Here is a 23,310-nt window from a genome sequence, read left to right as displayed (position 1 = left end):
GATGGGACGAGTCACCGCACGAACACCGGTCGTTCGAATCTCGGGCGATCGAGTGCTCACCCGCCCCGACACACTTGCCGTCGAGGAACCACTCGAAATGAGGGTCGGCGGCCAGGTGCTGGCGGTGACGATGCGAACACCGGGCAACGACGTCGACCTCGTGCACGGATTTCTTCTCAGCGAGGGCGTCATCGCCACCCGTGACGATGTCAGCATCGTTCGCTACTGCGACGGCGTCGACGAGACCGGTGCAAACACGTACAACGTCCTCGACATCGCCCTGGCTCCCGGAGTGCCGTTGCCGGATCACACCACGGACCGACATACCGTCATGAGTTCTGCGTGCGGTGTCTGTGGCAAAACCTCACTCGACGCCGTCCGGACAACCACCAAGCACCCGTTGGTCGGCGACACCACCACCGTCCGCTCGACCACGCTGTCGTCAATGCCGCTCACGCTTCGACGACGACAGCGCATCTTCGAGACCACCGGCGGCTTGCACGCAGCCGGATTGTTCACCACCACAGGCGAACTGCTTGCTCTCCGCGAGGACGTCGGCCGTCACAATGCGGTAGACAAGGTGATCGGCTGGGCCATCACCGACGGCCGAGTACCCCTGTACGACACGATCTTGATCGTCAGTGGCAGGGCGTCGTTCGAACTCGTCCAGAAGGCCGTCATGGCCGGCATTCCGATCCTCGGTGCCGTCTCGGCTCCGTCGTCACTTGCCGTGGAACTGGCAAAGGAGTCGGGACTGACGCTTGCCGGTTTCATCCGCGGCGATTCGATGAACGTCTATTCCCACCCGCACCGAATCGAGGTCGTCGCTACTCCGCGCGCAGCTGAGCCGACAGTCGCACAGCGGAGTTGACCTCGCCGTAACCCTCGTACCCACCCACGCGTTGAACGACCTCGAAGAACAGGTCGGCGCCGACGGTCGGGGTGAACAGGTGGAAGAACTCGCCGTGAGCATCCACGTCGTAGAGGATTCCCGCGCCGCGCATACGGTCGAGCAGTTCGGCATTGAGACCGAAGCGCGCTTCGAGATCTTCGTAGTAATTCGGCGATATGGGAAGCGGCGCATAGCCCCAGTCCGCCATGGTGGCTGCCGCGGCAAAAATATTCTCACACGAGAAGGCAACGTGGCTGACGCCGCCGCGGCGCACGGTGGGCAACCCACTTCGGCTGCCGTCCACCATGTTCAGCGAGATGCGCAGAGTGTTTCCCGAACCGTCCTGAACGAGGGTGAGCGCCTGGCTCCGCATGAGTCCCACAGAATCGGTGACATCCAGCCCCTCGTGGGGATGCATCTCGAAGACAGACCGCAGGAGCAGCATGACGGAGTCCCAACTCTCGGCCGGGACGGCAAGGGCAACATGGTCGATGCCCGTGAGCACCGACGCCTCCGCGCGGTTGCGGGCGGCCGAGAGCGGGTAGATGTCGAACGCCGATTCCCACGCCGCCGCACTGCCTGGGCCGCGTAGGTCGATCGACGTCGCGTCGGTGACCTTCAGGCGGACGACGTCCGGAACTTCGGCATTCTCGTCCGCCGAACCTGGCAACCGCACCTGTTCGACCGGCACCTCCAACGCGAGTGCTCGCCGGCCCCACACCTCGGGTTCAGTTGCGCGGATACCGATCTGAGTGAGAACCGGCAGGTCGGCCGGGAGACCGGGCGCGCTCCACACCGTCCCAGCCGTCGCGTCGACGGCGATGGTCAGAAGGCCGTGGCGCCACAACTGCAGATCGTGATCACGATGGCGTCCGACCAGGTGAAAGCCCACCGAAGACAGCATCGTGTGAAGCTGATCCTGCTTGGCCGGTCCGGCCGCGACGCGCAGCGAGACGATACCTTCGAGCGGAGTCCGCTCCGGTGCCGTGAACAACTCGGGTCCGTCCCCAACCGACACGGCGGCGGACACCTGCTCCTCCAAGTGGAGCAGCGACCGGTGGGCGTCGACTGCCGTTCGCTGTGTGTCGGCCCGACGAAACACGTCGTTGAAGATTTCGAGTGACCACGGTCCCGTGTAGCCGGCGGCGTGGACGTGCCCGGCAAAAGTGCTCAGGTCGAAGCTGCCCTGCCCCGGGAAGTTTCGGTGATGCCTGCTCCACTGAAGGATGTCCATCGCCATGAACGGTGCGTCCGCCAACTGCAGGAAGAATATCTTCTCACCGGGGATATCCCGGATTCCAGCGGGATCGTCACCGCGGGACAGGATGTGGAAGCTGTCCAAGCAGGTTCCGAGTGACGGATGATCGACTTCCTCGACGATCTTCCACGCATGCCGGTAAGTATTGACGTGTCCGCCCCAGGCCAGCGCCTCGTACGCCACCTTCTTGCCGTGCTCGGACGCCAGCTCTGCCAGCGCCGAGAATTGTTCGACCAACTGACCGTCGTCATGGCTTGCCGTCGGCAACGGCGAGGAACACACAAGCAGTGTTTCGCAGCCCAGCTCTTCCATGAGCTCGAACTTGCGCTGCGCCCGAACAAGATTCCGGGCGAATTGATCCTCGCTCCGGGAATCGAAATCACGAAACGGTTGATACAGATCCAGGGTCAGCCCCAGATCCGCGGCCCGCGTGCGCAGTTCCTTCGGCGACCACGGAGAGGCGACAAAATCCGGCTCGAACACCTCAAAACCGTCGAAGCCCGCCGCGGCAATCGCAACCAGCTTTTCTTCGAGGGTGCCACTGAGTGACACGGTTGCTATCGACGTTCGAACCGGAGTGCTCATCGTGCTACCGCCGCCTGCTCACCCTGAACAAGGGCGGTCATGTGGGCAAGCATCCGATCACTGTCCGGCTCGATACCGGTGAAGATCCGGAAGGCGTCGACGGCTTGGAAAACGGTCATCCCGCCGCCACTGAGCGTCGGGGCACCGATCAAGCGCGCCTGGCGAAGGAGCTCTGTTTCGAGGGGGCGGTACACGATCTCCGCAACCCACAGGTCCGGGCGCAGAAGATCCGGGGAGAACGCCATACCGGGGTGCGCGGCCATTCCCATCGGGGTGGCATGAATCAACCCGTCGGCGCCGGCGAGTGCATCGGCCAGGTCGTCGGTGTGCTTCGCTACCACGCTCTGAGTGGGAAACTGCACTGCCAACGTCCGCGCAAGTTCCTGCGCTCGAGCAAGACTCGAATCCACCAATGTCAGCACGCGAGCTCCGCGCGTCAGCGCCGCATACGCAACGGCAGCACCCGCGCCGCCTGCACCGAGCTGGACCACCCGGTCCAGCTTCGCGCCGGGGAGTCCCGTGTCGAAGTTACGTCCGAAGCCGGACCAGTCGGTGTTATGACCGATCGCTTTGCCACCCTCGAAGAGAACCGTATTGACGGCTCCGAGTTTTGCTGCGTCAGGGGACAATTCGTCGAGATGCTCGATCACCAACTGCTTGCAGGGGTGGGTGATGTTGAGGCCGCGGAAGCCGAAACGCTTGGCGTAGGTGAGCAGTTCACCGATATCCGACGGCGCCAGCCCCATCACGTCGAGATCGAGGATGCGGTAGACGTACGGCAGAGACTGCGCCCGTCCCTCCTCCTCGTGCATGATCGGCGTCAGGGACGCACCGATTCCTGTGCCGATAAGGCCACAGAGAATTGTCTCGCTCATCAGTTCTCTTCTCCTCGGACGCACACGAACTCGACTGCGGCGCTGTATCCGTCGATCCCCAGTCCGCAGATGACGGCGTCTGCAATTCCGGACACGTACGAGTGCTGACGGAAGCCTTCACGACTGTGAATGTTACTGATATGGACCTCGACAACGGGAGCTTCCAGCGTGACCAGCGCATCCCGCAAGGCGACCGACGTGTGCGAATAGCCGCCGGGATTGATCACGATGCCGGCAACTCTTCCGCGCGCCTCGTGAATCCAGTCGATGAGCTGACCCTCGTGATTCGATTGCTTTGCCTCGACGACGGCACCGAAGTTTGCGGCCGCGACCTCACAGCGGGCAACTACGTCATCAAGGGTGTCCCGGCCGTAGAACTCCGGTTGGCGCTGCCCCAACAGATTGAGATTGGGTCCGTTGAGAACCAGGATCGGTCTTGATACTGCCATCGGGTCACCTCGAAGCTAATGTACGAACTAGTGAGTTAATTTATCGGACACTACTCCTCCGACGCGCACTCGACAAGGAACTCACCCAACTCCGTCGCAGATAGAGTGAGGTCCATGGTCTCCGAGCACTCCGCGAATGCACTGGCATCCAAGCCCGAGAAACGACGTCGAAACAGCGATCTCACCCGAGTGAACATCATCGCCGTCGCGACCGAGGAGTTTGCCGACAAGGGTTTCGCCGGAGCCCGCGTGGACGAGATCGCCACCAAGACTCACACCACAAAACGCATGATCTACTACTACTTCACCGACAAGGAAGGGCTGTACAAGTCGGTTCTGGAACACGCGTACAGCGTGATCCGGGCGCAGGAGCGTGAACTCGATCTCGAGGGCCTTGATCCGACGGCAGCTGTTCGCGCACTTGCAGAACTCACCTTCGATCACCACGAGCAGCACCCGAACTTCATTCGCCTGGTGGCCAACGAGAACATGCTGCGCGGCGAGTACATCGAGAAGTCCGAAGTGCTCAGCGGACTCGGCGCTCCCGCCGCCGACCTGGTGTCACAGATCCTCCTCGACGGCCAGAAGGCCGGCACGTTCCGAGACGACGTCGACGCTCTCGACGTGCACATGCTGATCAGCAGTTTCTGCGTCTTCCGCATCGCCAACCGCTACACATTCAAAGCACTCTTCGACCGCGACCTCATCGCCCCGACGCATCGCGAGCACCTGCGAACCATGCTCGGCGACATGGTCGTCGCTTTCCTGACGGCGCCTACCCCCGCCTGACCGACTACCAACTAATTGACTTTGGAGCACTCGCAACCGGGAGGACACACGTGACCGAGAACAGCGCGCACGGACTTTCACACGAGGACAAGGCTTCCTTGACCTCGGGATCGGATTTCTGGCACAGCCAGGCTGTCGCCGGAATTCCGTCGATACTGCTGACCGACGGCCCGCACGGCGTTCGCAAACAACCGGAGGGCGGTGACGCGCTCGGGCTCGGTCAGAGCATCCCGGCCACGTGTTTCCCGCCGGCCGTCGGACTCGGTTCGTCCTGGAATCTCGACCTCATCCGCCGCGTCGGCGAAGCGCTGGGCGACGAAGCCAAAGCCGAGCAGGTCTCGGTCCTTCTCGGCCCCGGTATCAACATCAAACGATCCCCCTTGTGCGGGCGGAACTTCGAGTACGTCTCCGAGGATCCCTTCGTATCCGGCCGCGTGGCCGCCGCACTGATCATCGGCATTCAGTCCCGCGGCGTCGGTACGTCGCTCAAGCATTTTGCCGCCAACAACCAAGAATACGACCGCATGCGGGTCAGCGCCGATATCGACGAGCGAACCCTGCGGGAGATCTACCTCGCGGGATTCGAGTACGCGGTCACCACGGCAGCGCCCACCACGGTGATGTGCTCGTACAACAAGATCAACGGCATCTACGCGAGCCAGAACCATTGGCTGCTCACCGAAGTTCTGCGCGAGCAGTGGGGATTCGACGGCCTTGTCGTCTCCGATTGGGGAGCCGTGAACGACCGGGTTGCGGCGATTGCCGCCGGCCTGGATTTGGAGATGCCGCCCTCGGGCACCGACGGACAGATCGTCGACGCCGTGCGCAGCGGCGACCTCGACGAATCCGTCGTGACCACAGCTGCCGAGCGGGTGGCGACGCTGGTCGACCGTACCGCAGGCGCTCGGATCGAGGGCCACACCTACGACGCTGCGAATCACCATGAACTCGCCCGGACCGCTGCCGCCGAATCCGCGGTCCTCCTCGAAAACGACGGTGAGATCCTCCCCCTGACCCCGGGAGGGCAGACCGTCGCGGTCATCGGCGAGTTCGCTTGCAGTCCGCGGTACCAGGGGGCCGGCAGTTCGCAGGTAGTACCGACCACCCTCGACAATGCGCTGGACGCAATCCTGGCCATCGCGGGTTCCGACCGCGTGACCTTCGCTCCGGGATTCACCTTCGACGGCACCCCGGACAGCGACAAAGTCACCGAAGCCGTCGACGCTGCCCGCAGGTCCGACGTGGCCGTCCTCTTCCTCGGCCTCCCGTCAGCCACCGAATCCGAGGGGTTCGACCGCTCGGACATCGACTTGCCCGCCGACCAGATCGCCCTGCTGAAAGCCGTGCACAGCGCCAATCCGAACACCGTCGTGGTCTTGTCCAACGGTGGCGTCGTCTCGATCAACCCGTGGCGCATGTACGCCGCCGCCATCCTCGAAGGATGGCTTCTCGGCCAGGCAGGCGGGTCGGCGATCGCCGACATCCTGTTCGGTCTCGTCAACCCGTCCGGCCACCTCACCGAGACGATTCCCCTTCGGCTGCAAGACAACCCGTCATACCTTCATTTCCCGGGATCTGCGCAACACGTCCGATACGGGGAAGGTTTGTATGTGGGATACCGCTACTACGACTCCGTCGACCACGACGTTGCCTACCCCTTCGGCTTCGGGCGAAGCTACACCACCTTTGCCGTCACCGACACCGCAATCACCACTGGAGAAAATTCTGCCGAGATCACGGTGACCGTGCTCAACACCGGTGATCGAGCCGGCAGCACGGTTGTCCAGGCATACGTCCACGACGCGGGCTCTGCCGTCGACCGCCCTACCCAAGAGCTGAAGGGCTTTGCCAAAGTCCACCTCGAAGCCGGGCAATCGACAACCACGACGATCACACTCGACCCGCGCGCATTTTCCTACTGGTCCGCCAAGGACCAGGACTGGGCCGTCGAAGCCGGTGACTACGACGTTCGCGTCGGCTTCTCCTCGCGCGACATTGCAACCACGGACAGGATCACCCTGCCGGGAAACATCGGACCTCGCCCCCTGAACGCCATGTCGACCATCGCCGAGTGGTTCGCACATCCGGTCGGATGCCCAGTTCTCGGCGCCGCGATGGCCGCTGCCGCCACCGAAGATTCCCCGCCGATAGCGCCCGAACTGATGGCCATGGCCGGTTCCATGCCGCTCGGCAAACTCGCGGCCTTCGGCCTCGGCATCACGCAGGAGCAGGTAGCCGAACTGGTTGCGGCCACACAGCGGCCTCAGCCATAGCTCTCTGAACTGGGGTTTCGATAACCAACCGAAACGTAGCTAGATTTTTATGAACTATTTGGTTAATAATCTTGTGTAGTCGGTGTGGCGTCAGTTACATTCTGTGTATCGCTCTCCGCACAAACGTTCAAAGTACGAACAAGTACGCCGAACACCACGTCGCGGATGTAGAGCCCTCCACTTTCGCTTCCACCAGGAGATGAGCATGTCAGCTAGCACGGTCACACCGTCGGGACCTGAGGCAGGGCACTTGCCCACAACAGACACCACCAAGGTCAAACGCGCCGCTACGTCGTCGTTCCTCGGCAGCATGCTCGAGTACTACGACTTCTACATCTACGCATCAGCCGCCGCGCTCATCTTCCCGACGGTGTTCTTCCCCGACAGCGGGCACGCGGCACTGCTCTCCCTCGCGACATTCGGAGTTGCCTATATCGCGCGTCCCGTCGGCGCCGTGGTTCTCGGACACTTCGGCGACCGCGTCGGCCGCAAGAAGATCATGCTGCTGACACTCATCATGATGGGCGCAGCCACCTTCTTCATCGGATGCATCCCGAGCGCCGACTCGATCGGAGTGTTCGCGCCGATACTGCTCGTGCTGATGCGCATCGCCCAGGGCATCTCCGCGGCAGGCGAGCAGAGTGGCGCGAGCTCACTCACTCTCGAACACGCACCGGAAGGCCGACGCGCCTTCTTCTGCAGCTGGACGCTCAACGGCACTCAAGCCGGATTCATCCTCGCCAGCCTGGTATTCCTCCCCATCGCGGCGCTGCCCGACGACATTCTCTACACCTGGGGTTGGCGAATCCCGTTCTGGGGCAGCCTGATCGTTCTCATTGCCGCCTACATCATGCGACTCAAGCTCGAAGAGCCCGAAGAGTTCATCGAGCAGCAGGAATCCAAGGCCGTTGCGAAGCTCCCCGTCGCCGACCTGCTTCGCACACACAGCGCAAATCTGGTCCGCGTCATCTGCTGCGCCTTCATCGCCGTCGTGTCGACCATCTTCTCCGTGTTCGGTCTTGCCTTCGCTACCACTGAAGAAGTGGGAATCCCCAAGTCCACGATGCTGTGGGTTGCCATTGCCGCAAACGCTGTCGCACTGATCAGCCAGCCTGCCTGGGCGATATTGTCCGACCGAATCGGCCGTCGACCGCTCTTCGTCGGTGGCGCCCTGGGCAGCGCGGTCTTCATCTACGTCTACTTCGGTGCGATCGCCAGTGGAAACGTTCCGCTCATCTTCCTTGCGGCAATCGGCTTGATGTCCGTCTTCTACGCGGCACCCAACGCCATCTGGCCGTCGTTCTACTCCGAGATGTTCAACACCAAGGTCCGCTACTCGGGTATCGCAATCGGAACCCAGGTCGGATTTGCGCTCGCCGGCTTTGCACCCGCCATCGGCAACGCTCTGATGGGCGGCGACAAGACACACTGGATGCCCGTCGCAATTCTGACCTCGGTCGCCTGCGTCATCTGTGCGATCTCAGCCTTCACCGCCAAGGAAACCTTCCGCACCCCGCTCAAGGAACTCGGCAACCCGATCTAGTCGAACACCCCACAAACAACTGTGGCCCGGCATCTCGCGAGAGATGCCGGGCCACAGTTGTTTTGACGTTAAGCCTGTTTTGACGTTAAGCCGTCTTGTCGCGGCGTTCGCCGCGCTCCGGCTTACGCGGGACGATAGTCGGCAGAACGTTGTCGATGACGGTCTCGGCGGTCACCACAACCTTCTCGACGTCGTCGCGACTGGGGATGTCGTACATCACGGGGAGAAGAACTTCTTCCATGATGGCGCGCAGTCCACGGGCACCGGTGCCACGGAGGATGGCCTGATCGGCAATCGCGTCGAGGGCTTCCTCGGTGAACTCGAGTTCCACGCCGTCCATGTCGAACAGTCGACGGTACTGCTTCACCAGAGCGTTCTTGGGCTCGGACAGAATCTGGACGAGCGACGCCTTGTCGAGATTGGTGACCGACGCGATCATCGGCAAACGGCCGATGAACTCGGGAATCAGACCGAACTTGATCAGATCCTCGGGCATGACCTCGGCAAAACGATCGACTGTGTCGAGTTCTGCCTTGGAGCGAACCTCGGCACCAAAGCCGATACCGCGCTTGCCCACCCGATCGGACACGATGCGCTCGAGGCCGGCAAACGCACCGGCGACGATGAACAGCACGTTCGTGGTGTCGATCTGGATGAATTCCTGATGCGGATGCTTACGTCCGCCCTGCGGCGGAACGCTGGCCTGCGTGCCTTCGAGAATCTTGAGCAGAGCCTGCTGAACACCCTCACCGGAGACGTCCCGGGTGATCGAGGGGTTCTCGCTCTTGCGAGCGATCTTGTCGACCTCGTCGATGTAGATGATGCCGGTCTCGGCGCGCTTGACGTCGTAATCCGCAGCCTGAATCAGCTTGAGCAGAATGTTCTCGACGTCTTCACCGACGTAACCCGCCTCGGTCAGGGCCGTTGCGTCCGCAATCGCGAACGGAACGTTGAGCATCTTCGCCAAGGTCTGCGCGAGATACGTCTTACCGCAGCCGGTGGGGCCGAGCATCAAGATGTTGGATTTTGCGAGTTCGACGGTTTCGCCGCGGGCATCGCGGCCCTTGTCGCCGGCTTGAATACGCTTGTAGTGGTTGTACACAGCCACTGCGAGCGTCCGCTTGGCGGAGTCCTGACCGATGACGTAGTTCTCGAGGAAATCGCGGATCTCCGCGGGCTTCGGCAGCTCGTCGAGTTTGACCTCACTCGACTCGGCCAGTTCTTCCTCGATGATCTCGTTGCAGAGGTCGATGCACTCGTCGCAGATGTACACCCCGGGTCCTGCAATGAGTTTCTTGACCTGCTTCTGGCTCTTACCGCAGAAAGAACACTTGAGCAGATCCCCGCCGTCGCCGATGCGTGCCATCTCGTGAGGTCCCTACTTCCTTCGTGTACGTGCACTCGCCAGAACGCAGATCCAGAACCAGCCCGTGATGTGACGGTACCCGTTGTTCCGAACCACGGTCGACCTGTTGTCGGCGATTCGTCGACGGATTATCAAGAATATTGTCGGGGAAATAGTTCAGGCATGTCTTCCACCTGGCACTTCCCGACCGATCCGCCTCGCGTCGCGCACCGAATTTCGGTGGTCGACACGAGGCGGAAAACGACTACTTCTGTGCGCTGAGCTTCCGGTACGCCAGAACGTCGTCGATGATGCCGTATTCCTTGGCCTGCTCGGCCGTGAGGATCTTGTCACGATCGGTGTCGACGCGGATCGTCTGCGGATCCTTACCGGTATGCAGAGCCAACGTGTTCTCCATGAGACGACGCATACGCTCGATCTCGGCTGCCTGGATCTCCAGATCGGAAACCTGGCCCTGGATACCGCCGGTGGCCGGCTGGTGAATCAGGATGCGCGAGTTGGGGAGCGCAAAACGCTTACCCGGCGTACCGCCGGCGAGCAGAACAGCAGCAGCCGACGCGGCCTGGCCGAGGCAGACGGTGGAGATGTCTGCACGCACGTACTGCATCGTGTCGTAGATCGCCATCAGCGCGGTGAACGAACCACCGGGCGAATTGATGTACATCGTGATGTCGCGGTCCGGATCCTGCGATTCCAGAACCAACAGCTGTGCCATGAGGTCGTTCGCGGACACGTCGTCGACCTGCGAGCCGAGGAAGATGATGCGCTCCTCGAAAAGCTTGTTGTACGGGTCGGACGTCTTGACGCCGTAGCTGGTCTGCTCCGTGAACTGGGGCAGGATGTAGCGCGACTGCGGGCCCGACGGCGCCTGGCCGCCCAGCGAGTTAGCTCCGAAAAGGTTTGTCATCAGTTCTCCAAAGTATGAATTGGGCAGCAATAGGACGGATCAACCGACTCAGTTGCCGGTGCCGCCGGCCTGATTCGCACGAGAGACGACATGGTCGACGAAGCCGTACTCGAGGGCTTCCTTCGCCGTGAACCAACGGTCACGGTCCGAGTCAGCGGTGATCTGCTCGACCGTCTGACCGGTGTGCTGAGCGATCAGCTCGGCCATTTCACGCTTGGTGTGCTTGAACTGCTCGGCCATGATGGCGATGTCGCTGGCGCTACCACCGATACCGGCGGACGGCTGGTGCATCATGATGCGGGCGTGCGGCAGGGCGTAACGCTTGCCCTTGGTGCCTGCCGAGAGCAGGAACTGCCCCATCGACGCGGCGAGACCCATGCCGAACGTCGCGATGTCGCACTCCGCGAACTGCATGGTGTCGAAAATCGCCATACCGGCGGTGACGGATCCACCAGGCGAGTTGATGTAGAGCGAGATGTCTCGCGTCGGGTCCTCGGCCGAGAGAAGCAGGATCTGCGCGCACAGCTTGTTTGCGATGTCGTCGTCGACCTGGGTACCGAGGAAAATAATGCGCTCACGGAGCAAGCGCTCGTATACCGAGTCGCTGAGGTTCAACCCAGCGGTGGCTGAAGTCATGGCGGGACTCTGCAAAGTCTCCAGGTGATTGGAAGTCACGGTACCTGCCTTCTATGTGGATCTTCTTTGCCAAATACGAATTGCTGACACAGACACTAACCAAGTAGGGCGGCACCGGAGTCCCGGTGCCGCCCTACTTCGCTCAAAGCGGAAAACTCATTGCAGCCGATCGCGGTGAAAACACCCGATAACCTGCTTTTTTACTTGTCTTCGCTCTCGGCAGAATCAGACGCCTCTGCGTCCTCGTCAGCCTTGCCGTTACCGAAAAGCTCAGCGGTGTCGACAGCAGCGCCGCTGCTGTCGGTGACGCCGGCAGCCTCGACGACGGCTGCGAGAGCCTTGCCGCGACGGACATCGGCGAACATCGCACCAAGCTGGTTGGCCTGCTGGATCTGCTGGATGAACTGCTCGGGAGCCATGCCGTAACGCTGTGCCTGGAACAGGATGCGCTCGGTGAGCTCGTCCTGACCGACGGTGACGTCGTTGGCGTCCGCGATGGAGTCGAGCAGGAGCTGCGTCTTGACGGAGCGCTCAGCGGCCTCCAACGTGTCCTTGTCGAACTCTTCGCGGCTGCTGCCCTGCTCTTCGAGAGCCTTGTTCAGAGCCTCTTCGTCGTGATCGAGACCGTGAACGGCGTCGTGCAGCGCAGCGTCGACCTCAGCCTTGACGATGGCCTCGGGCAACGGAACCTCGACCGTCTCGAGCAGCTGCTCGAGAACCTTGTCGCGGATCTGGCCGGCCTGCTCGACCTTGCGGACGCGTCCGACGCGCTCGCGGAGGTCTGCCTTCAGTTCGTCGAGGGTGTCGAACTCGCTGGCGAGCTGAGCGAACTCGTCGTCCTCGTCCGGAAGCTCGCGCTCCTTGACCGTCTGAACGGTCACGGTGACAACGGCTTCCTTGCCTGCGAATTCACCGGCGACCAGGGTCGACGTGAAGTCCTTGGACTCCCCCGCCTTCAGGCCGATGATGGCTTCGTCGAGGCCCTCGATGAGCTGGCCCGAACCGACCTCGTGCGACAGTCCGCTGGCGGTAGCCTCGGCAACGTTCTCGCCGTCGACGGTGGCCGACAGGTCGATGGAGACGAAGTCGCCGTCCTCGACTGCGCGGTCGACGCCCGTGAGGGTGCCGAAACGCTGACGCAGCGAGAGCAGCTGCTCTTCGATGGCCTCATCGGTGATCTCGATCGGATCGACCGTGACGTTGATGGAGCTGAAATCCGGGAGTTCGATCTCGGGGCGCACGTCGACCTCGGCAGCGAATTCGAGGACGTCGCCGTCTTCGAGCTTCGTGACCTCGATCTCGGGCTGGCCGAGTGCCTTGACGCCGGCGCTGGTGACAGCCTCGGAGTAACGCGACGGCAGAGCGTCGTTGATGACCTGCTCGAGCACAGCGGCGCGACCGACGCGTGCCTCGAGGAGGCGGGCCGGGGCCTTGCCCGGACGGAAGCCTGGGAGACGAATCTGCTGCGCGAGGGCCTTGTAGGCCTTGTCGAAATCAGGCTTGAGTTCCGCGAAGGGCACCTCAACGTTGATACGGACTCGCGTCGGGCTGAGCTGCTCGACGGTGCTCTTCACGAAACTTCGCTCCTTCGTCTGGTCTTGCTCATAACTGGCTTACTGCAGGTTTTCGGTCTTGCTCGTGTGGTCTTGCACGACACTCCACTCCTGCGTGTGCAGTAGTGGAGTCTCGTATACGTACTTGTCGGGATGACAGGATTTGAACCTGCGACCCTCCGCTCCCAAAGCGGATGCGCTACCAAGCTGCGCTACATCCCGTTACTCGCAAACATGCTTCTTACGAACACGCTCGCGAAAACAGCCGCGTACTTGCGACTGCGCCAAACCTTATCGCGCTCACTACTCTCTCACGAACCCGCCCACCATTTGTACACGGATAGCCGTAAGCACGTGCAGCCTGCATCCGGCTCGAAACTCCGGCCGCACCGGCGCCACCGAGCCTCGACCACACACCCTCGCCGGAGATTCCCCTGGTGAGAACGCTTTCGACCCCCCGATTATGAAATCCGCACACGCATTGGGTACAGTTTCGAATCGCAGACGACGAACACGGCGATCCCGAGTTCGCGTGTGCACGGGGATGTAGCTCAATGGTAGAGCCTCAGTCTTCCAAACTGATCACGCGGGTTCGATTCCCGTCATCCCCTCCATCGGAGGGAAACTTCCACAAAGATCCGCATCGGCCTCGCCGGTGCGGATTTTTTGTTGCAGCGATCCGTATCCTGGAGTTGTCCGGATCGATACTGCTCGGAGGCCACCCGTGACCACGATTCTTCTCATCCTCGTCGTTCTGGCTGTTGTCGTGTTCCTGGTCATGAAGAGCCAGCAACGCGGTTCCACCCACAGCGCGACACAACTCGACGACGCCAAAGCTGATGCCAGGCAGGCAATCGAGCGTCTCGGTGGCCAGGTGTACAACCTCACCGGCTCCGACGAACCGTCGCGGCAAGCACTCGCCGACGCAGCCGAGCGCTACACAGCGGCGGGCTCGCAGATCGATCAGGCCGCTACCCCGGTTCAAGCGCGTCTCGCGAAACAGACTGCGCTGGAAGGGCTTTACTACATTCGCGCGGCACGAGTCGCCATGGGAATGGATCCGGGTCCTGACGTTCCCACCATCGACGGCCAGAAAGCCGCCGGCGCGGTGACCGAGTCCCGCGAAGTCGAGTTCGAGGGCCGCAAGGTCGCGGCATCACCTACCCCGTCGTCGCGTACCCCCAACTACTACCCCGGCGGTCGCGTCGCCGGCCGGCCCGTTCCGGCCGGTTGGTACTCCGAGCCGTGGTGGAAGCCCGCCCTCGTCGCAGGCGCCTGGGGCCTGGGTTCGATGATGCTGTTCTCGACCATGTTCTCCGGGATGGCCGGAGTTCCTTACGGCGCAGAGGCTTTCGCAGCGGGCGGCGATACCGACGCAGATCAAGGCGCAGATGCAGGTGATCAAAGCCAAGGCGACGCCGGCGATCAGAGCTACGACCAAGGCGACCAGGGCTACGACTCAGGTGACAGCGGATTCGGCGACAGCGGATTCGGCGACAGCGGATTCGGCGACGGAGGCGGGATGGACTTCGGCGGCATGGACTTCTAGACCGCAAGGTCGTCTACACAGCCTGACACACCGGGCACCAGAACAGGTTTCGTGCCTTCATGACGGAATGCAGGACCGGTGACCCGCAGACCCGGCAGGGTGATCCCGCGCGCCGGTAGACGTAGGTGCGCGGACGATCCTTGGCGTAGGCCGGATCGCCGTTGTCGTGCTCGGCCCGCACGACGTGCATTTTTCCGCGTCGCACGCCGACCTTCATGAGTTCGACGAGGTCCGCCCACATGGCAGTCCATTCGTCGTAGCTGACGAGGTTGCCGGGGCGTTCGGGGTTGATGCCGTGACGGAACAGCAATTCGGCGCGGTAGACGTTGCCGACCCCGGCCAGCACTGCCTGGTCCATGAGCAGTGCGCCGATTGCCGTCTTGGACTTCGAGATTCGCGCCCACGCCTGCTGCGGATCCGCGTCGCGGCGCAGTGGATCGGGGCCGAGCCTGGCTTCGATAGCGGCTACTTGCGGCGGCAGCAAGACTTCACAGGCGGTGGGACCACGAAGGTCGGTGCCGAAGCCGGCACCGACCATTCGCATCCGGACCTGCCCAACCGGTTCTTCCATCGGGAGGGCGCTGTCGGTGAACTTTCCGTACAAACCGAGGTGTACGTGGACGATCAGACCGTTGTCGTATGTGTGCCACAGGTGTTTGCCCCAGGCATCCGACGACGTGAGTACATGCCCGTCCACCAGAGCCGCGTCCGTGGCAAATCGCCCCTGCGGGCTGAGTACGCGCACTGGTGAACCGACAAACTTCTTGGCATGCAACCGTGCCAGTCGATGCAGGGTATGACCTTCTGGCACGGGACTACTTCTCGATCAGGCCTGCGGCAATGCCGGTGCGACGCCGGTCTTCTCGTACTCCGAGAGGATGTCGATGCGGCGCTGGTGACGCTCTTCGCCTGACCACTCGGTGGCAAGGAAGGCGTCGACGATGGCAAGCGATTCCTCGAGGGAATGCATGCGTCCACCGATGCCGATGAGCTGTGCCTTGTTGTGCTCGCGGGCCAGCTTGGCGGTTTCGACGCTCCACGCCAGAGCGCACCTGGCGCCGGGAACCTTGTTCGCGGCGATCTGCTCGCCGTTGCCGCTTCCGCCGAGGACGATGCCCAGGCTTCCCTCGTCGGCGACTACCCGCTTGGCTGCCTCGATGCAGAATGCCGGGTAGTCGTCCACGGCGTCGTACTCGTGAGCACCACAGTCGATGGCCTCGTGGCCATTGGCTGTGAGATGTTCGATGATCTCGTTCTTACGTTCGAATCCGGCATGGTCGGCACCCAGGTATACGCGCATGGGGACAATTCTCTCAGGCTCATCCCCCGGCGCGCACCCGGCCCTGGTGCGGTCGAACTCAGTCGAACTGCGGATCCTCGTTGCGCGTGCGCTTGAGTTCGAAGAAGTGCGGGTAGCTCGCCAACGCAACTGCGCCGTCCCACACTCGTCCTGCGTCCTCGCCGCGCGGGATGCGCGAGAGAACCGGGCCGAAGAAGGCAACGCCGTTGACGTGGATGGTGGGAGTTCCGACGTCGGGGCCAACCGCGTCCATGCCGTGATGATGGCTCTCACGCAGGGCTTCGTCGTACTCGGTCGACTCGGCTGCGTCGGCAAGTTCAGCCGGAAGGCCGACCTCGTCGAGTGAACGCTTGATGACGTCGGCAAAGTCCTTGTTGCCTTCGTTGTGGATCTTGGTTCCCATGGCCGTGTACAGCGGCAGCAGGATGTCGTCGCCCTTCAGCTTCGCAGCGGCGATTGCGACGCGCACCGGTCCCCATGCCTTGGTCATCATCTCGCGGTACTCCTCGGGCAGGTCACGTCCTTCGTTGAGGACGGCCAGGCTCATGACGTGGAATTTCGCGTCGATGTTGCGCACCTGCTGCGCTTCGAGGATCCATCGCGAGGTGATCCAGCACCACGGGCACAGAGGATCGAACCAGAAATCAGCTCGGTCGGCACTCTTGTTCTCGACTGCACTCACGTAAACAACTCCCTATCGGTCACGGTCCTAGCGGGAACGAAAAATTGCGTACCCCGCCATGGCAACAATCATCCCCCACCAATCCTTCCCACATACTCCCGAACCACCTTCTCTCACCAGTAATGTCGAAAGAACACGAGTGCGAAGGAGTGGTTCAACCATGAGCGCAAATCGGAGATTCGTCATCATCGGCGGCGGCTTGGCCGGAGCAAAAACTGCGGAGGCCCTGCGAGAGCGGGACTTCGACGGAGACATCGTCCTTCTGAGCGAAGAGGACCATCTGCCGTACGAGCGTCCACCGCTGTCCAAGGAGTTCTTTGCGGGCAAGAAGACCCTCCCGGAATTCACGGTCCACGACGGTGAATGGTTCCGCGATCAGCACGTGGACCTGCGGCCCGGAACAACCGCAACCGCTTTCGACCCCGTTGCGCACACCGTGACTCTCCCCGACGGTTCCACGCTCTCGTACGACAAACTGGCGCTCGCCACCGGTTCGCGTTCTCGGCGACTCGACATTCCAGGGGCGGACGCCGACGGCGTGCACTACATCCGCACCATCGACCAGGCGTCGTCGCTGCTGAAGGCTCTGTCCGCGGACAAGAAACTGGTTGTGGTGGGCGCCGGCTGGATCGGCCTGGAAATCGCCGCGTCCGCGCGCGGATTCGGTGTCGAGGTGACGATCCTCGAGCATGCGAGTCTTCCCCTCGAAGCAACGCTGGGGCCGGAGATGGGCGAAGTGTTTGCGGCACTGCACCGCGCGAACGGCGTTGACCTACGAACGAGCACCGACGTGAAGTCCATCGCGGTGACAGACGGAGTTGCTTCCGGCGTCACCCTGGCCGACGGCAGCGTAGTTCCCGCCGACGCCGTCCTGATCGCTGTGGGCGCTCTCCCCAACACCGAGTTGGCCACGGCCGCCGGTATCGAGGTCGATGGCGGAGTCCTCGTCGACGCGGGTCTGCAGAGCAGCGACCCAGACGTCGTGGCGATCGGCGATATCGCGGCGGCGACGCACCCGATCCTGAACGCGCGAATCCGGGTGAAGCACTGGGCAAATGCTCTCAACCAACCGGCGACAGCCGCGGACACCATGCTCGGCAAACCGGCCGAGTACGTGCGGATGCCGTATTTCTTCACCGACCAGTACGACCTCGGAATGGAGTACGTCGGGCACGCTCCGCATGGCAGCTACGTCTCCGTGGTCACCCGCGGTGACGTCGACAACCGCGAGTTCCTGGCCTTCTGGCTCGACGGCGACAACAAGGTTCTGGCGGGAATGAACGTCAACATCTGGGATGCCGGTGACGCAATCAAGGAGTTGGTGGCGTCGAGTGCACCGGTGGATCCGAAGCGCCTGGCAGATCCCTCGGTTCCATTGACGGAGGCGTCCGCGATCACGAAGTAGTCCCCGCCGTGATGGGATGGACTCATAAAGATCCACACCATCGACGAGGAGATCTTCGTGGCCGCACCGAACCTGACACGCGAGACGGCAGCCGAACGGTCAGCGCTGCTGACCGTCGACAACTACCTGATCGAACTCGATCTCACCGACGGCAGTGATGCCCCTGGTGAGGAGACGTTCTTCTCCAAGACCACCGTGACCTTCTCGGCCACCGCCGGCTCGAGCAGTTTCATCGACATCATCGCTGCCCGAGTTCATTCCGCAGTGCTCAACGGCACCCCGATCGATATTTCCGACTACGACGAGGCCACCGGAATAGCCTTGACGGACCTCGCCGCGAGCAACGAACTGGTGGTCGAGGCCGACTGTGTGTACTCGCACACCGGAGAGGGTCTGCACCGCTTCGTCGACCCGACGGACAGCGCCGTGTACCTGTACTCGCAGTTCGAGACCGCCGACGCCAAGCGCATGTTCGCGTGTTTCGATCAGCCGGATCTCAAGGCGACGTTCGATGTCCGTGTCACTGCGCCGACCTCGTGGAAGGTCATCTCCAACTCCGCCGTCGTAGAGTCCCTGGCCGCCGATCCCGGCAAGCATGTCTTCCGCACAACACCGAAGATGAGCACGTACCTCGTTGCGCTCATCGCCGGCCCGTACGCCGTGTGGACCGACAACTACTCCGACGAGCACGGCAACATCCCCCTCGGAATCTTCTGCCGCGCCTCACTTGCCGAGTTCATGGACGAAGAGCGCCTGTTCACCGAAACCAAGCAGGGCTTCGATTTCTACCACCGCAACTTCGGTGTGCCGTATGCCTTCGGGAAGTACGACCAGTTGTTCGTCCCGGAGTTCAACGCAGGCGCGATGGAGAACGCGGGAGCGGTGACGTTCCTGGAGGACTACGTCTTCCGGTCCAAGGTCACTCGCTACTCGTACGAGCGTCGTTCCGAAACCGTGCTTCACGAAATGGCCCACATGTGGTTCGGCGACCTCGTCACCATGACGTGGTGGGACGACCTGTGGCTCAACGAATCCTTTGCGACTTTCGCGTCTGTGCTCTGCCAGACCGAGGCCACCGAGTACAAGAACGCCTGGACAACCTTTGCCAACGTCGAGAAGTCGTGGGCTTACCGTCAGGACCAGTTGCCGTCCACCCACCCCATCGCCGCCGACATCCCGGACCTGGCAGCAGTCGAGGTCAACTTCGACGGAATCACGTATGCCAAGGGCGCCAGCGTTCTCAAGCAATTGGTGGCCTACGTCGGCCTCGATCCCTTCCTCGCGGGACTGCGGGAGTACTTCCGTGAGCACGCATTCGGCAACGCCACCTTCGACGACCTCCTCGGCGCTCTCGAAAAGTCCTCCGGCCGCGACCTTTCCGACTGGGGAACCCAGTGGCTCAAGACCACCGGCCTCAACATCCTTCGCCCCGACTTCGACGTCGACGCAGACGGAAAGTTCACCCGTTTTGCCGTGTTGCAGGACGGCGCAGCTCCCGGTGCCGGTGAGCGACGTGTTCATCGCATCGCGGTCGGCATCTACGACGACGTCGACGGCAAGCTCGTGCGGAGCCGCCGCGTCGAACTCGATCTCGACGCCGCCGAAACCACCGACGTTCCTGAGCTTCTCGGAGTTCATCGCGGTCAATTGATTCTGCTCAACGACGACGACCTGACGTACTGCTCGGTGCGACTCGATCCGCAGTCCCTCTCGACGGCAATCGACCGCGTCGGCGACATCGCCGAATCACTCCCCCGCACTCTGGTCTGGTCCGCAGCGTGGGAGATGACTCGTCAGGCCGAACTCAAGGCCCGCGATTTTGTCGCTCTGGTTCAGCGCGGCATCAGCGCCGAAACCGAGGTCGGTGTGGTTCAACGCCTCCTGCTCCAAGCACAGACCGCCATCGGAAGCTACGCCGATCCGGTCTGGGCCTCGGCCGAAGGCTGGGCGGACTTCGCCAACCGGCTTCTCGAACTTGCCCGCGAAGCCGAGGCCGGTTCCGATCACCAACTCGCATTTGTCAACGCACTCACCGGAGTTGCACTCTCCCCGTGGCACACCGAGGTCCTGAACGAATTGCTCGACGCCGACCCCGCGACCGTCGGCCTCGACGGTCTGGTTGTCGACACCGATCTGCGGTGGCGCATTGTCGGAGCTCTCGCCGCGGCAGGCGAGGTGGATGCCGAGGGGCTGGAGACCCCGTTCATCGACGCCGAGGCCTTGCGCGACCCGACTGCTGCAGGTGCCAGGCAGGCCGCTGCCGCAGCTGCCGGTCGACCGCAAGCTGCGGTGAAGGAGCAGGTGTGGGCAAAGGTGGTCGGCGACGATTCGGTGCCCAACATCACGGCGCGGTCCATCATCGGTGGTTTCGCCCGCGAAGGACAGGACGATCTCCTCGAACCGTTTGTCTCGCGCTATTTCGACGACATCGCCGGCGTGTGGGAACGCCGCTCGAGTGAGGTGGCGCAGACCGTCGTCGTCGGTCTGTACCCGTCGTGGTCGGTCAGTGAAGAGTCCGTCGCAGCGGCTGATCGTTTCCTCGAGGGCGACATTCCTCCCGCGCTGCGTCGCCTTGTCGTAGAGGGCCAGGCCGGTGTAGTTCGATCGCTCACCGCCCGAAAGTTCGACGCAAGCTGATACACAAGGCCGGTGCCCGCCTCGAGGAAATCGAGGCGGGCACCGGCCTTACTGCAAGGACTGCGAACTACGACGCAGAGGAACTACGGCGCAGAGATTGCTGCTGCCATGACACGGATTCCGCTGATCAGTCCGTCGATCAGGTTTCCTTCACTGATGGAGCTCACCGCTGCGGTTGCGCCGAGCTGCGCAACGCGGTCGGTGACCCGATCGGCAACGACGCGGCCACTGCGGACCTCGACGACACGCTGGTTGGGCGATACGGCGATGAGAACCGAACGCTCCGCCTCAGGTGTGGTCGGGAACAGTGCGTCGGCACCGGCGGCCGGGTCTGCGCCCAGGTCGCCGACGTACGCATTGAAACGCACCTTGGTGGAACGGGTGGCCTCGGTCAGCGCGACGTCGAGGGCTACCAGGTCCTTGGTCGTGAACGGAAGGTCGTCAACGAACGGCTCTCCCACACGATGCACGCCGGAGATACGGCCACTGGTCGTGATGACGCTGCCAACGGGCAGGTTTTCGGGCGCTACTGCGACCGCTGTCGAATGATCACCACTTGCCACTTGCGGTTCCTCCAATCAGATCAGCCGAGCCGGCTTCGATCGCGTGTGCGCTGCCGTGGTGACCGCCGCGAACGGTCACTTCGTCGACAGCACTCCACAGGATGGGGGCGTGATCCCACGACTCACCCAGATGGAACGCCGGCGGAACCGGACCCGGCGTCTTCTTCCCGAGGAAGGACGCACCCGCGAAGAAGGCGGTGATCAGGGCCGGGATCCCAACGTATATCAGTACTACCTCGAGAATGCTCACACCAGATAACGTAGCCCAGAACGCCAGGAAGGACAGCGTCAGGGCCACAAATTATCGAGCAATTTGTTCCGGGCAGTTCGAGTCAGGCGGCACCGACACCGAGATACGGCACCCACGACGGGTGCAGTTCCTTGGTTGCGGCCAGCAATCGCCAGTGCGGACCGGAGGGCGGAACCAATTCCGCGCGCAGTGTCCACCCCAGTTCGCTGAGCATCTTGTCGGCTTTGCGGTGGTTGCACGGCGCGCAGCACGCTACACAGTTCTCCCATGAATGCCCGCCGCCGCGACTGCGCGGTACCACGTGATCGATGGTCTCGGCCTTTGCGCCGCAGTACGCACATCGGAAATGGTCACGATGCATCAGTGCCGCGCGGGTCATGGGAATACGGGCGCGGTACGGGACGCGCACATAAGTTCGTAGGCGAATGACCGATGGCACCTGCACCGACCAGTCCGCAGAGTGGACTACGGGTCCGAATTCGTCTTCGTGAACCGTGTCGGCTTTACCGCAGGCCATCAAGACCACGGCCCGTCGTGCCGGCAGGGCCGTCAGCGGTTCGTAGGTGACATTGAGTAGTAGCACTCGGCGTTTGATCCACTCGGGGACCACGTGATCCGTGGCGAACTCGGTGGTCTGACCGAATCCGTCAGGAACAACTTCCAGAACAGCCCCTGACGCGTGCTCATGCCGCGCGTCTGCGCGAGCGATGGCACCACGGCCGCCAGCGGGCTGAAGTTGTCGGTGATTTCGTGCAGCGTGTCGGTTCTTCATACGACCTCCGGGAGACTGCCCCCAAGTTGACCACGGATATTCCGGTTACGCACTCCCATTTCGCACAAAATTGCTCGGATTGCCGGTGAATTTCGGGTGAACGGACCTCCGGTCGACCCGGAAACCGACCACGCCCGCCATCAGGCACAATGGAACACGCCATGAATGACGTACAGCAGACCTTCTACGACGCCGTCGGCGGAGCCGAGACGTTTCACAAGCTCACCGCGCGGTTTTACGAGGAAGTCGCGAAGGACGAGGTTGTTCGCCCGCTGTATCCGGAAGAGGATCTCGGTCCAGCCGAGCGCCGCATGCGGATGTTTCTCGAGCAGTACTGGGGCGGCCCGCACACCTACTCCGACGAGCGCGGACACCCTCGCTTGCGGATGCGGCACAATCCGTTCGTGATCGGCCCGATCGAGCGGGACGCGTGGCTACGTTGCATGCACGTTGCGATCGCGTCCATCGACGAGAAGACCTTGGACGCCGCACATCGCCAACAGTTGATCGATTACATGGAGATGGCTGCAGCGTCCATGGTCAATTCCGCCATCTGAACCGCTAGCGTCTGACCATTCGTCCGAGCTTGCGCACAGCCCGAACACCGAACGACACGCTCGGGTGCAGTGGCACGCTCAGAATCGCGTGTTTGCGGACGTAATCCTCGACGTGCCATTCCGACCAACTGCCGGCGCGGAAGAGCGCGGCGTCACCGACAGACAGAGTGCGCTTCTCGACCCCCGCGGACTCGACCGTCACCGATCCTTCGAGGATCTGAACGATCTCGTCGGCGCTGAAGTACCACCGGAACCGCCCTTTGGTGCAGTCCCACACGTGCGTTGTCGTGGTGCCGTCCTTGCTGGCAGACCATTGCGCGGCGCGGGCGACCGGATCCCCGGAAATGATCCAGTCCGCGTTGATCGGATCGTCGTTCAACGGAAGTTGGTCCAGACTCACTGCTTCGATTGCCGACAAACTCATGATTTTCCCCCCTCGAGAAATCGGTAGCGCAAAGATTGCCGACGG

At 62.4% G+C, this 23,310-nt stretch carries 22 protein-coding genes and 2 tRNA genes; 9 read left to right on the top strand and 15 right to left on the bottom strand.

Annotated features, from left to right (window positions below; genetic code table 11):
* The first annotated feature begins 1 nt into the window (after position 1).
* Positions 2 to 871 (top strand): formate dehydrogenase accessory sulfurtransferase FdhD, encoded by an 870-nt coding sequence (gene fdhD / locus RG2_RS09165; protein WP_033232872.1) that lies wholly within the window; start codon positions 2 to 4, stop codon positions 869 to 871.
* Here the strand turns inward: fdhD and RG2_RS09160 are convergent.
* From RG2_RS09160 to aroQ, 3 genes are read right to left on the bottom strand one after another with little or no spacing between them, the layout of a single operon-like run.
* The gene (locus RG2_RS09160) at positions 828 to 2,735 is read right to left on the bottom strand and encodes a sugar phosphate isomerase/epimerase and 4-hydroxyphenylpyruvate domain-containing protein (protein WP_033232870.1); all 1,908 of its coding nucleotides are present in this window, start codon (positions 2,733 to 2,735) and stop codon (positions 828 to 830) included. The genes fdhD and RG2_RS09160 overlap by 44 nt on opposite strands.
* Entirely contained in the window at positions 2,732 to 3,610 is an 879-nt protein-coding gene (locus tag RG2_RS09155) for a shikimate dehydrogenase (protein WP_033232868.1), read from the bottom strand. Before RG2_RS09155 ends, RG2_RS09160 begins: the two co-directional genes overlap by 4 nt.
* On the bottom strand, positions 3,610 to 4,059 hold the full coding sequence (gene aroQ / locus RG2_RS09150; RefSeq protein WP_033232866.1) for a type II 3-dehydroquinate dehydratase: 450 nt from the start codon (positions 4,057 to 4,059) through the stop codon (positions 3,610 to 3,612). Before aroQ ends, RG2_RS09155 begins: the two co-directional genes overlap by 1 nt.
* A gap of 114 nt (positions 4,060 to 4,173) precedes the next feature.
* Between aroQ and RG2_RS09145 the strand changes: the two genes are divergently transcribed.
* The 3 genes from RG2_RS09145 (at position 4,174) to RG2_RS09135 (ending at position 8,664) form a co-directional block, all read left to right on the top strand.
* Positions 4,174 to 4,848: a TetR/AcrR family transcriptional regulator gene (locus RG2_RS09145; protein ID WP_051730375.1), complete on the top strand. Its 675-nt coding sequence runs from the start codon at positions 4,174 to 4,176 to the stop codon at positions 4,846 to 4,848.
* Positions 4,849 to 4,898: 50 nt separating this feature from the next.
* Positions 4,899 to 7,121: a glycoside hydrolase family 3 C-terminal domain-containing protein gene (locus RG2_RS09140; RefSeq protein WP_033232864.1), complete on the top strand. Its 2,223-nt coding sequence runs from the start codon at positions 4,899 to 4,901 to the stop codon at positions 7,119 to 7,121.
* Between the two features lie 205 nt (positions 7,122 to 7,326).
* Positions 7,327 to 8,664: an MFS transporter gene (locus tag RG2_RS09135; protein ID WP_033232862.1), complete on the top strand. Its 1,338-nt coding sequence runs from the start codon at positions 7,327 to 7,329 to the stop codon at positions 8,662 to 8,664.
* 85 nt (positions 8,665 to 8,749) lie between these two features.
* On the opposite strand, the gene clpX is transcribed toward RG2_RS09135, so the two are convergent.
* From clpX to RG2_RS09110, 5 genes are all read right to left on the bottom strand, one after another.
* Positions 8,750 to 10,030, bottom strand: coding sequence for an ATP-dependent Clp protease ATP-binding subunit ClpX (gene clpX, locus RG2_RS09130; protein ID WP_033232860.1), 1,281 nt, complete (start codon positions 10,028 to 10,030; stop codon positions 8,750 to 8,752).
* 244 nt (positions 10,031 to 10,274) lie between these two features.
* Positions 10,275 to 10,937, bottom strand: a complete 663-nt coding sequence (locus tag RG2_RS09125; protein WP_033232858.1) for an ATP-dependent Clp protease proteolytic subunit — start codon at positions 10,935 to 10,937, stop codon at positions 10,275 to 10,277.
* 48 nt (positions 10,938 to 10,985) lie between these two features.
* Positions 10,986 to 11,573 (bottom strand): ATP-dependent Clp protease proteolytic subunit, encoded by a 588-nt coding sequence (locus tag RG2_RS09120; protein WP_007730960.1) that lies wholly within the window; start codon positions 11,571 to 11,573, stop codon positions 10,986 to 10,988.
* Between the two features lie 200 nt (positions 11,574 to 11,773).
* Positions 11,774 to 13,147, bottom strand: a complete 1,374-nt coding sequence (gene tig, locus RG2_RS09115; RefSeq protein WP_033232854.1) for a trigger factor — start codon at positions 13,145 to 13,147, stop codon at positions 11,774 to 11,776.
* A gap of 127 nt (positions 13,148 to 13,274) precedes the next feature.
* Positions 13,275 to 13,348: transfer RNA gene (locus RG2_RS09110), tRNA-Pro, on the bottom strand.
* Positions 13,349 to 13,666: 318 nt separating this feature from the next.
* Here RG2_RS09110 and RG2_RS09105 point away from each other — a divergent pair.
* Together RG2_RS09105 and RG2_RS09100 are read left to right on the top strand one after the other, a co-directional pair.
* A tRNA-Gly gene (locus tag RG2_RS09105) sits at positions 13,667 to 13,740 on the top strand.
* A gap of 164 nt (positions 13,741 to 13,904) precedes the next feature.
* Complete coding sequence (locus RG2_RS09100) at positions 13,905 to 14,675, top strand: hypothetical protein (RefSeq protein ID WP_051730389.1); 771 nt, start codon at positions 13,905 to 13,907, stop codon at positions 14,673 to 14,675.
* A 13-nt stretch (positions 14,676 to 14,688) separates the two neighbouring features.
* On the opposite strand, the gene RG2_RS09095 is transcribed toward RG2_RS09100, so the two are convergent.
* From RG2_RS09095 to RG2_RS09085, 3 genes are read right to left on the bottom strand one after another with little or no spacing between them, the layout of a single operon-like run.
* Positions 14,689 to 15,486 (bottom strand): Fpg/Nei family DNA glycosylase, encoded by a 798-nt coding sequence (locus RG2_RS09095; protein ID WP_033232850.1) that lies wholly within the window; start codon positions 15,484 to 15,486, stop codon positions 14,689 to 14,691.
* A 15-nt stretch (positions 15,487 to 15,501) separates the two neighbouring features.
* A complete protein-coding gene (locus RG2_RS09090) occupies positions 15,502 to 15,975 on the bottom strand; it encodes a ribose-5-phosphate isomerase (RefSeq protein ID WP_033232848.1) in 474 nt (157 codons plus the stop codon).
* Positions 15,976 to 16,033: 58 nt separating this feature from the next.
* On the bottom strand, positions 16,034 to 16,657 hold the full coding sequence (locus tag RG2_RS09085; protein WP_033232846.1) for a DsbA family oxidoreductase: 624 nt from the start codon (positions 16,655 to 16,657) through the stop codon (positions 16,034 to 16,036).
* Between the two features lie 160 nt (positions 16,658 to 16,817).
* Here RG2_RS09085 and RG2_RS09080 point away from each other — a divergent pair, with 160 nt between their 5' ends.
* Together RG2_RS09080 and pepN are read left to right on the top strand one after the other, a co-directional pair.
* On the top strand, positions 16,818 to 18,062 hold the full coding sequence (locus RG2_RS09080) for an NAD(P)/FAD-dependent oxidoreductase (protein ID WP_033232844.1): 1,245 nt from the start codon (positions 16,818 to 16,820) through the stop codon (positions 18,060 to 18,062).
* Positions 18,063 to 18,119: 57 nt separating this feature from the next.
* Positions 18,120 to 20,699 carry an aminopeptidase N gene (pepN, locus tag RG2_RS09075; RefSeq protein ID WP_033232842.1) on the top strand — a complete coding sequence of 860 codons (2,580 nt, stop codon included), beginning with the start codon at positions 18,120 to 18,122 and terminating at the stop codon, positions 20,697 to 20,699.
* An 83-nt stretch (positions 20,700 to 20,782) separates the two neighbouring features.
* On the opposite strand, the gene RG2_RS09070 is transcribed toward pepN, so the two are convergent.
* The 3 genes from RG2_RS09070 to RG2_RS09060 form a co-directional block, all read right to left on the bottom strand.
* Positions 20,783 to 21,262: a DUF5130 family protein gene (locus RG2_RS09070; RefSeq protein ID WP_033232840.1), complete on the bottom strand. Its 480-nt coding sequence runs from the start codon at positions 21,260 to 21,262 to the stop codon at positions 20,783 to 20,785.
* The gene (gene ctaJ / locus RG2_RS09065; protein WP_033233164.1) at positions 21,249 to 21,512 is read right to left on the bottom strand and encodes an aa3-type cytochrome oxidase subunit CtaJ; all 264 of its coding nucleotides are present in this window, start codon (positions 21,510 to 21,512) and stop codon (positions 21,249 to 21,251) included. The genes RG2_RS09070 and ctaJ overlap by 14 nt, the downstream gene beginning before the upstream one ends.
* Before the next feature lie 82 nt (positions 21,513 to 21,594).
* Complete coding sequence (locus RG2_RS09060; protein WP_174557349.1) at positions 21,595 to 22,284, bottom strand: HNH endonuclease; 690 nt, start codon at positions 22,282 to 22,284, stop codon at positions 21,595 to 21,597.
* Between the two features lie 161 nt (positions 22,285 to 22,445).
* Here RG2_RS09060 and RG2_RS09055 point away from each other — a divergent pair, with 161 nt between their 5' ends.
* Positions 22,446 to 22,841, top strand: a complete 396-nt coding sequence (locus tag RG2_RS09055) for a globin (protein WP_033233162.1) — start codon at positions 22,446 to 22,448, stop codon at positions 22,839 to 22,841.
* A gap of 4 nt (positions 22,842 to 22,845) precedes the next feature.
* On the opposite strand, the gene RG2_RS09050 is transcribed toward RG2_RS09055, so the two are convergent.
* Positions 22,846 to 23,265 (bottom strand): cupin domain-containing protein, encoded by a 420-nt coding sequence (locus RG2_RS09050; protein WP_033232838.1) that lies wholly within the window; start codon positions 23,263 to 23,265, stop codon positions 22,846 to 22,848.
* Positions 23,266 to 23,310 lie beyond the last annotated feature (45 nt).

Source organism: Rhodococcus globerulus NBRC 14531, from assembly GCF_001894805.1.
In the GTDB taxonomy this organism is placed as follows: domain Bacteria; phylum Actinomycetota; class Actinomycetes; order Mycobacteriales; family Mycobacteriaceae; genus Rhodococcus_F; species Rhodococcus_F globerula.
Note: the sequence above shows the minus strand (reverse complement) of the source record. Positions and strands in the feature narration are given on the sequence as shown.

Coding starts and splice junctions, on each gene's coding strand:
- fdhD (WP_033232872.1), top strand. CDS start 2: ATGGGACGAGTCACCGCACGAACACCGGTCGTTCGAATCTCGGGCGAT.
- RG2_RS09160 (WP_033232870.1), bottom strand. CDS start 2,735: ATGAGCACTCCGGTTCGAACGTCGATAGCAACCGTGTCACTCAGTGGC.
- RG2_RS09155 (WP_033232868.1), bottom strand. CDS start 3,610: ATGAGCGAGACAATTCTCTGTGGCCTTATCGGCACAGGAATCGGTGCG.
- aroQ (WP_033232866.1), bottom strand. CDS start 4,059: ATGGCAGTATCAAGACCGATCCTGGTTCTCAACGGACCCAATCTCAAT.
- RG2_RS09145 (WP_051730375.1), top strand. CDS start 4,174: ATGGTCTCCGAGCACTCCGCGAATGCACTGGCATCCAAGCCCGAGAAA.
- RG2_RS09135 (WP_033232862.1), top strand. CDS start 7,327: ATGTCAGCTAGCACGGTCACACCGTCGGGACCTGAGGCAGGGCACTTG.
- clpX (WP_033232860.1), bottom strand. CDS start 10,030: ATGGCACGCATCGGCGACGGCGGGGATCTGCTCAAGTGTTCTTTCTGC.
- RG2_RS09125 (WP_033232858.1), bottom strand. CDS start 10,937: ATGACAAACCTTTTCGGAGCTAACTCGCTGGGCGGCCAGGCGCCGTCG.
- RG2_RS09120 (WP_007730960.1), bottom strand. CDS start 11,573: ATGACTTCAGCCACCGCTGGGTTGAACCTCAGCGACTCGGTATACGAG.
- RG2_RS09100 (WP_051730389.1), top strand. CDS start 13,905: ATGAAGAGCCAGCAACGCGGTTCCACCCACAGCGCGACACAACTCGAC.
- RG2_RS09090 (WP_033232848.1), bottom strand. CDS start 15,975: ATGCGCGTATACCTGGGTGCCGACCATGCCGGATTCGAACGTAAGAAC.
- RG2_RS09080 (WP_033232844.1), top strand. CDS start 16,818: ATGAGCGCAAATCGGAGATTCGTCATCATCGGCGGCGGCTTGGCCGGA.
- RG2_RS09060 (WP_174557349.1), bottom strand. CDS start 22,284: ATGAAGAACCGACACGCTGCACGAAATCACCGACAACTTCAGCCCGCT.
- RG2_RS09055 (WP_033233162.1), top strand. CDS start 22,446: ATGAATGACGTACAGCAGACCTTCTACGACGCCGTCGGCGGAGCCGAG.
- RG2_RS09050 (WP_033232838.1), bottom strand. CDS start 23,265: ATGAGTTTGTCGGCAATCGAAGCAGTGAGTCTGGACCAACTTCCGTTG.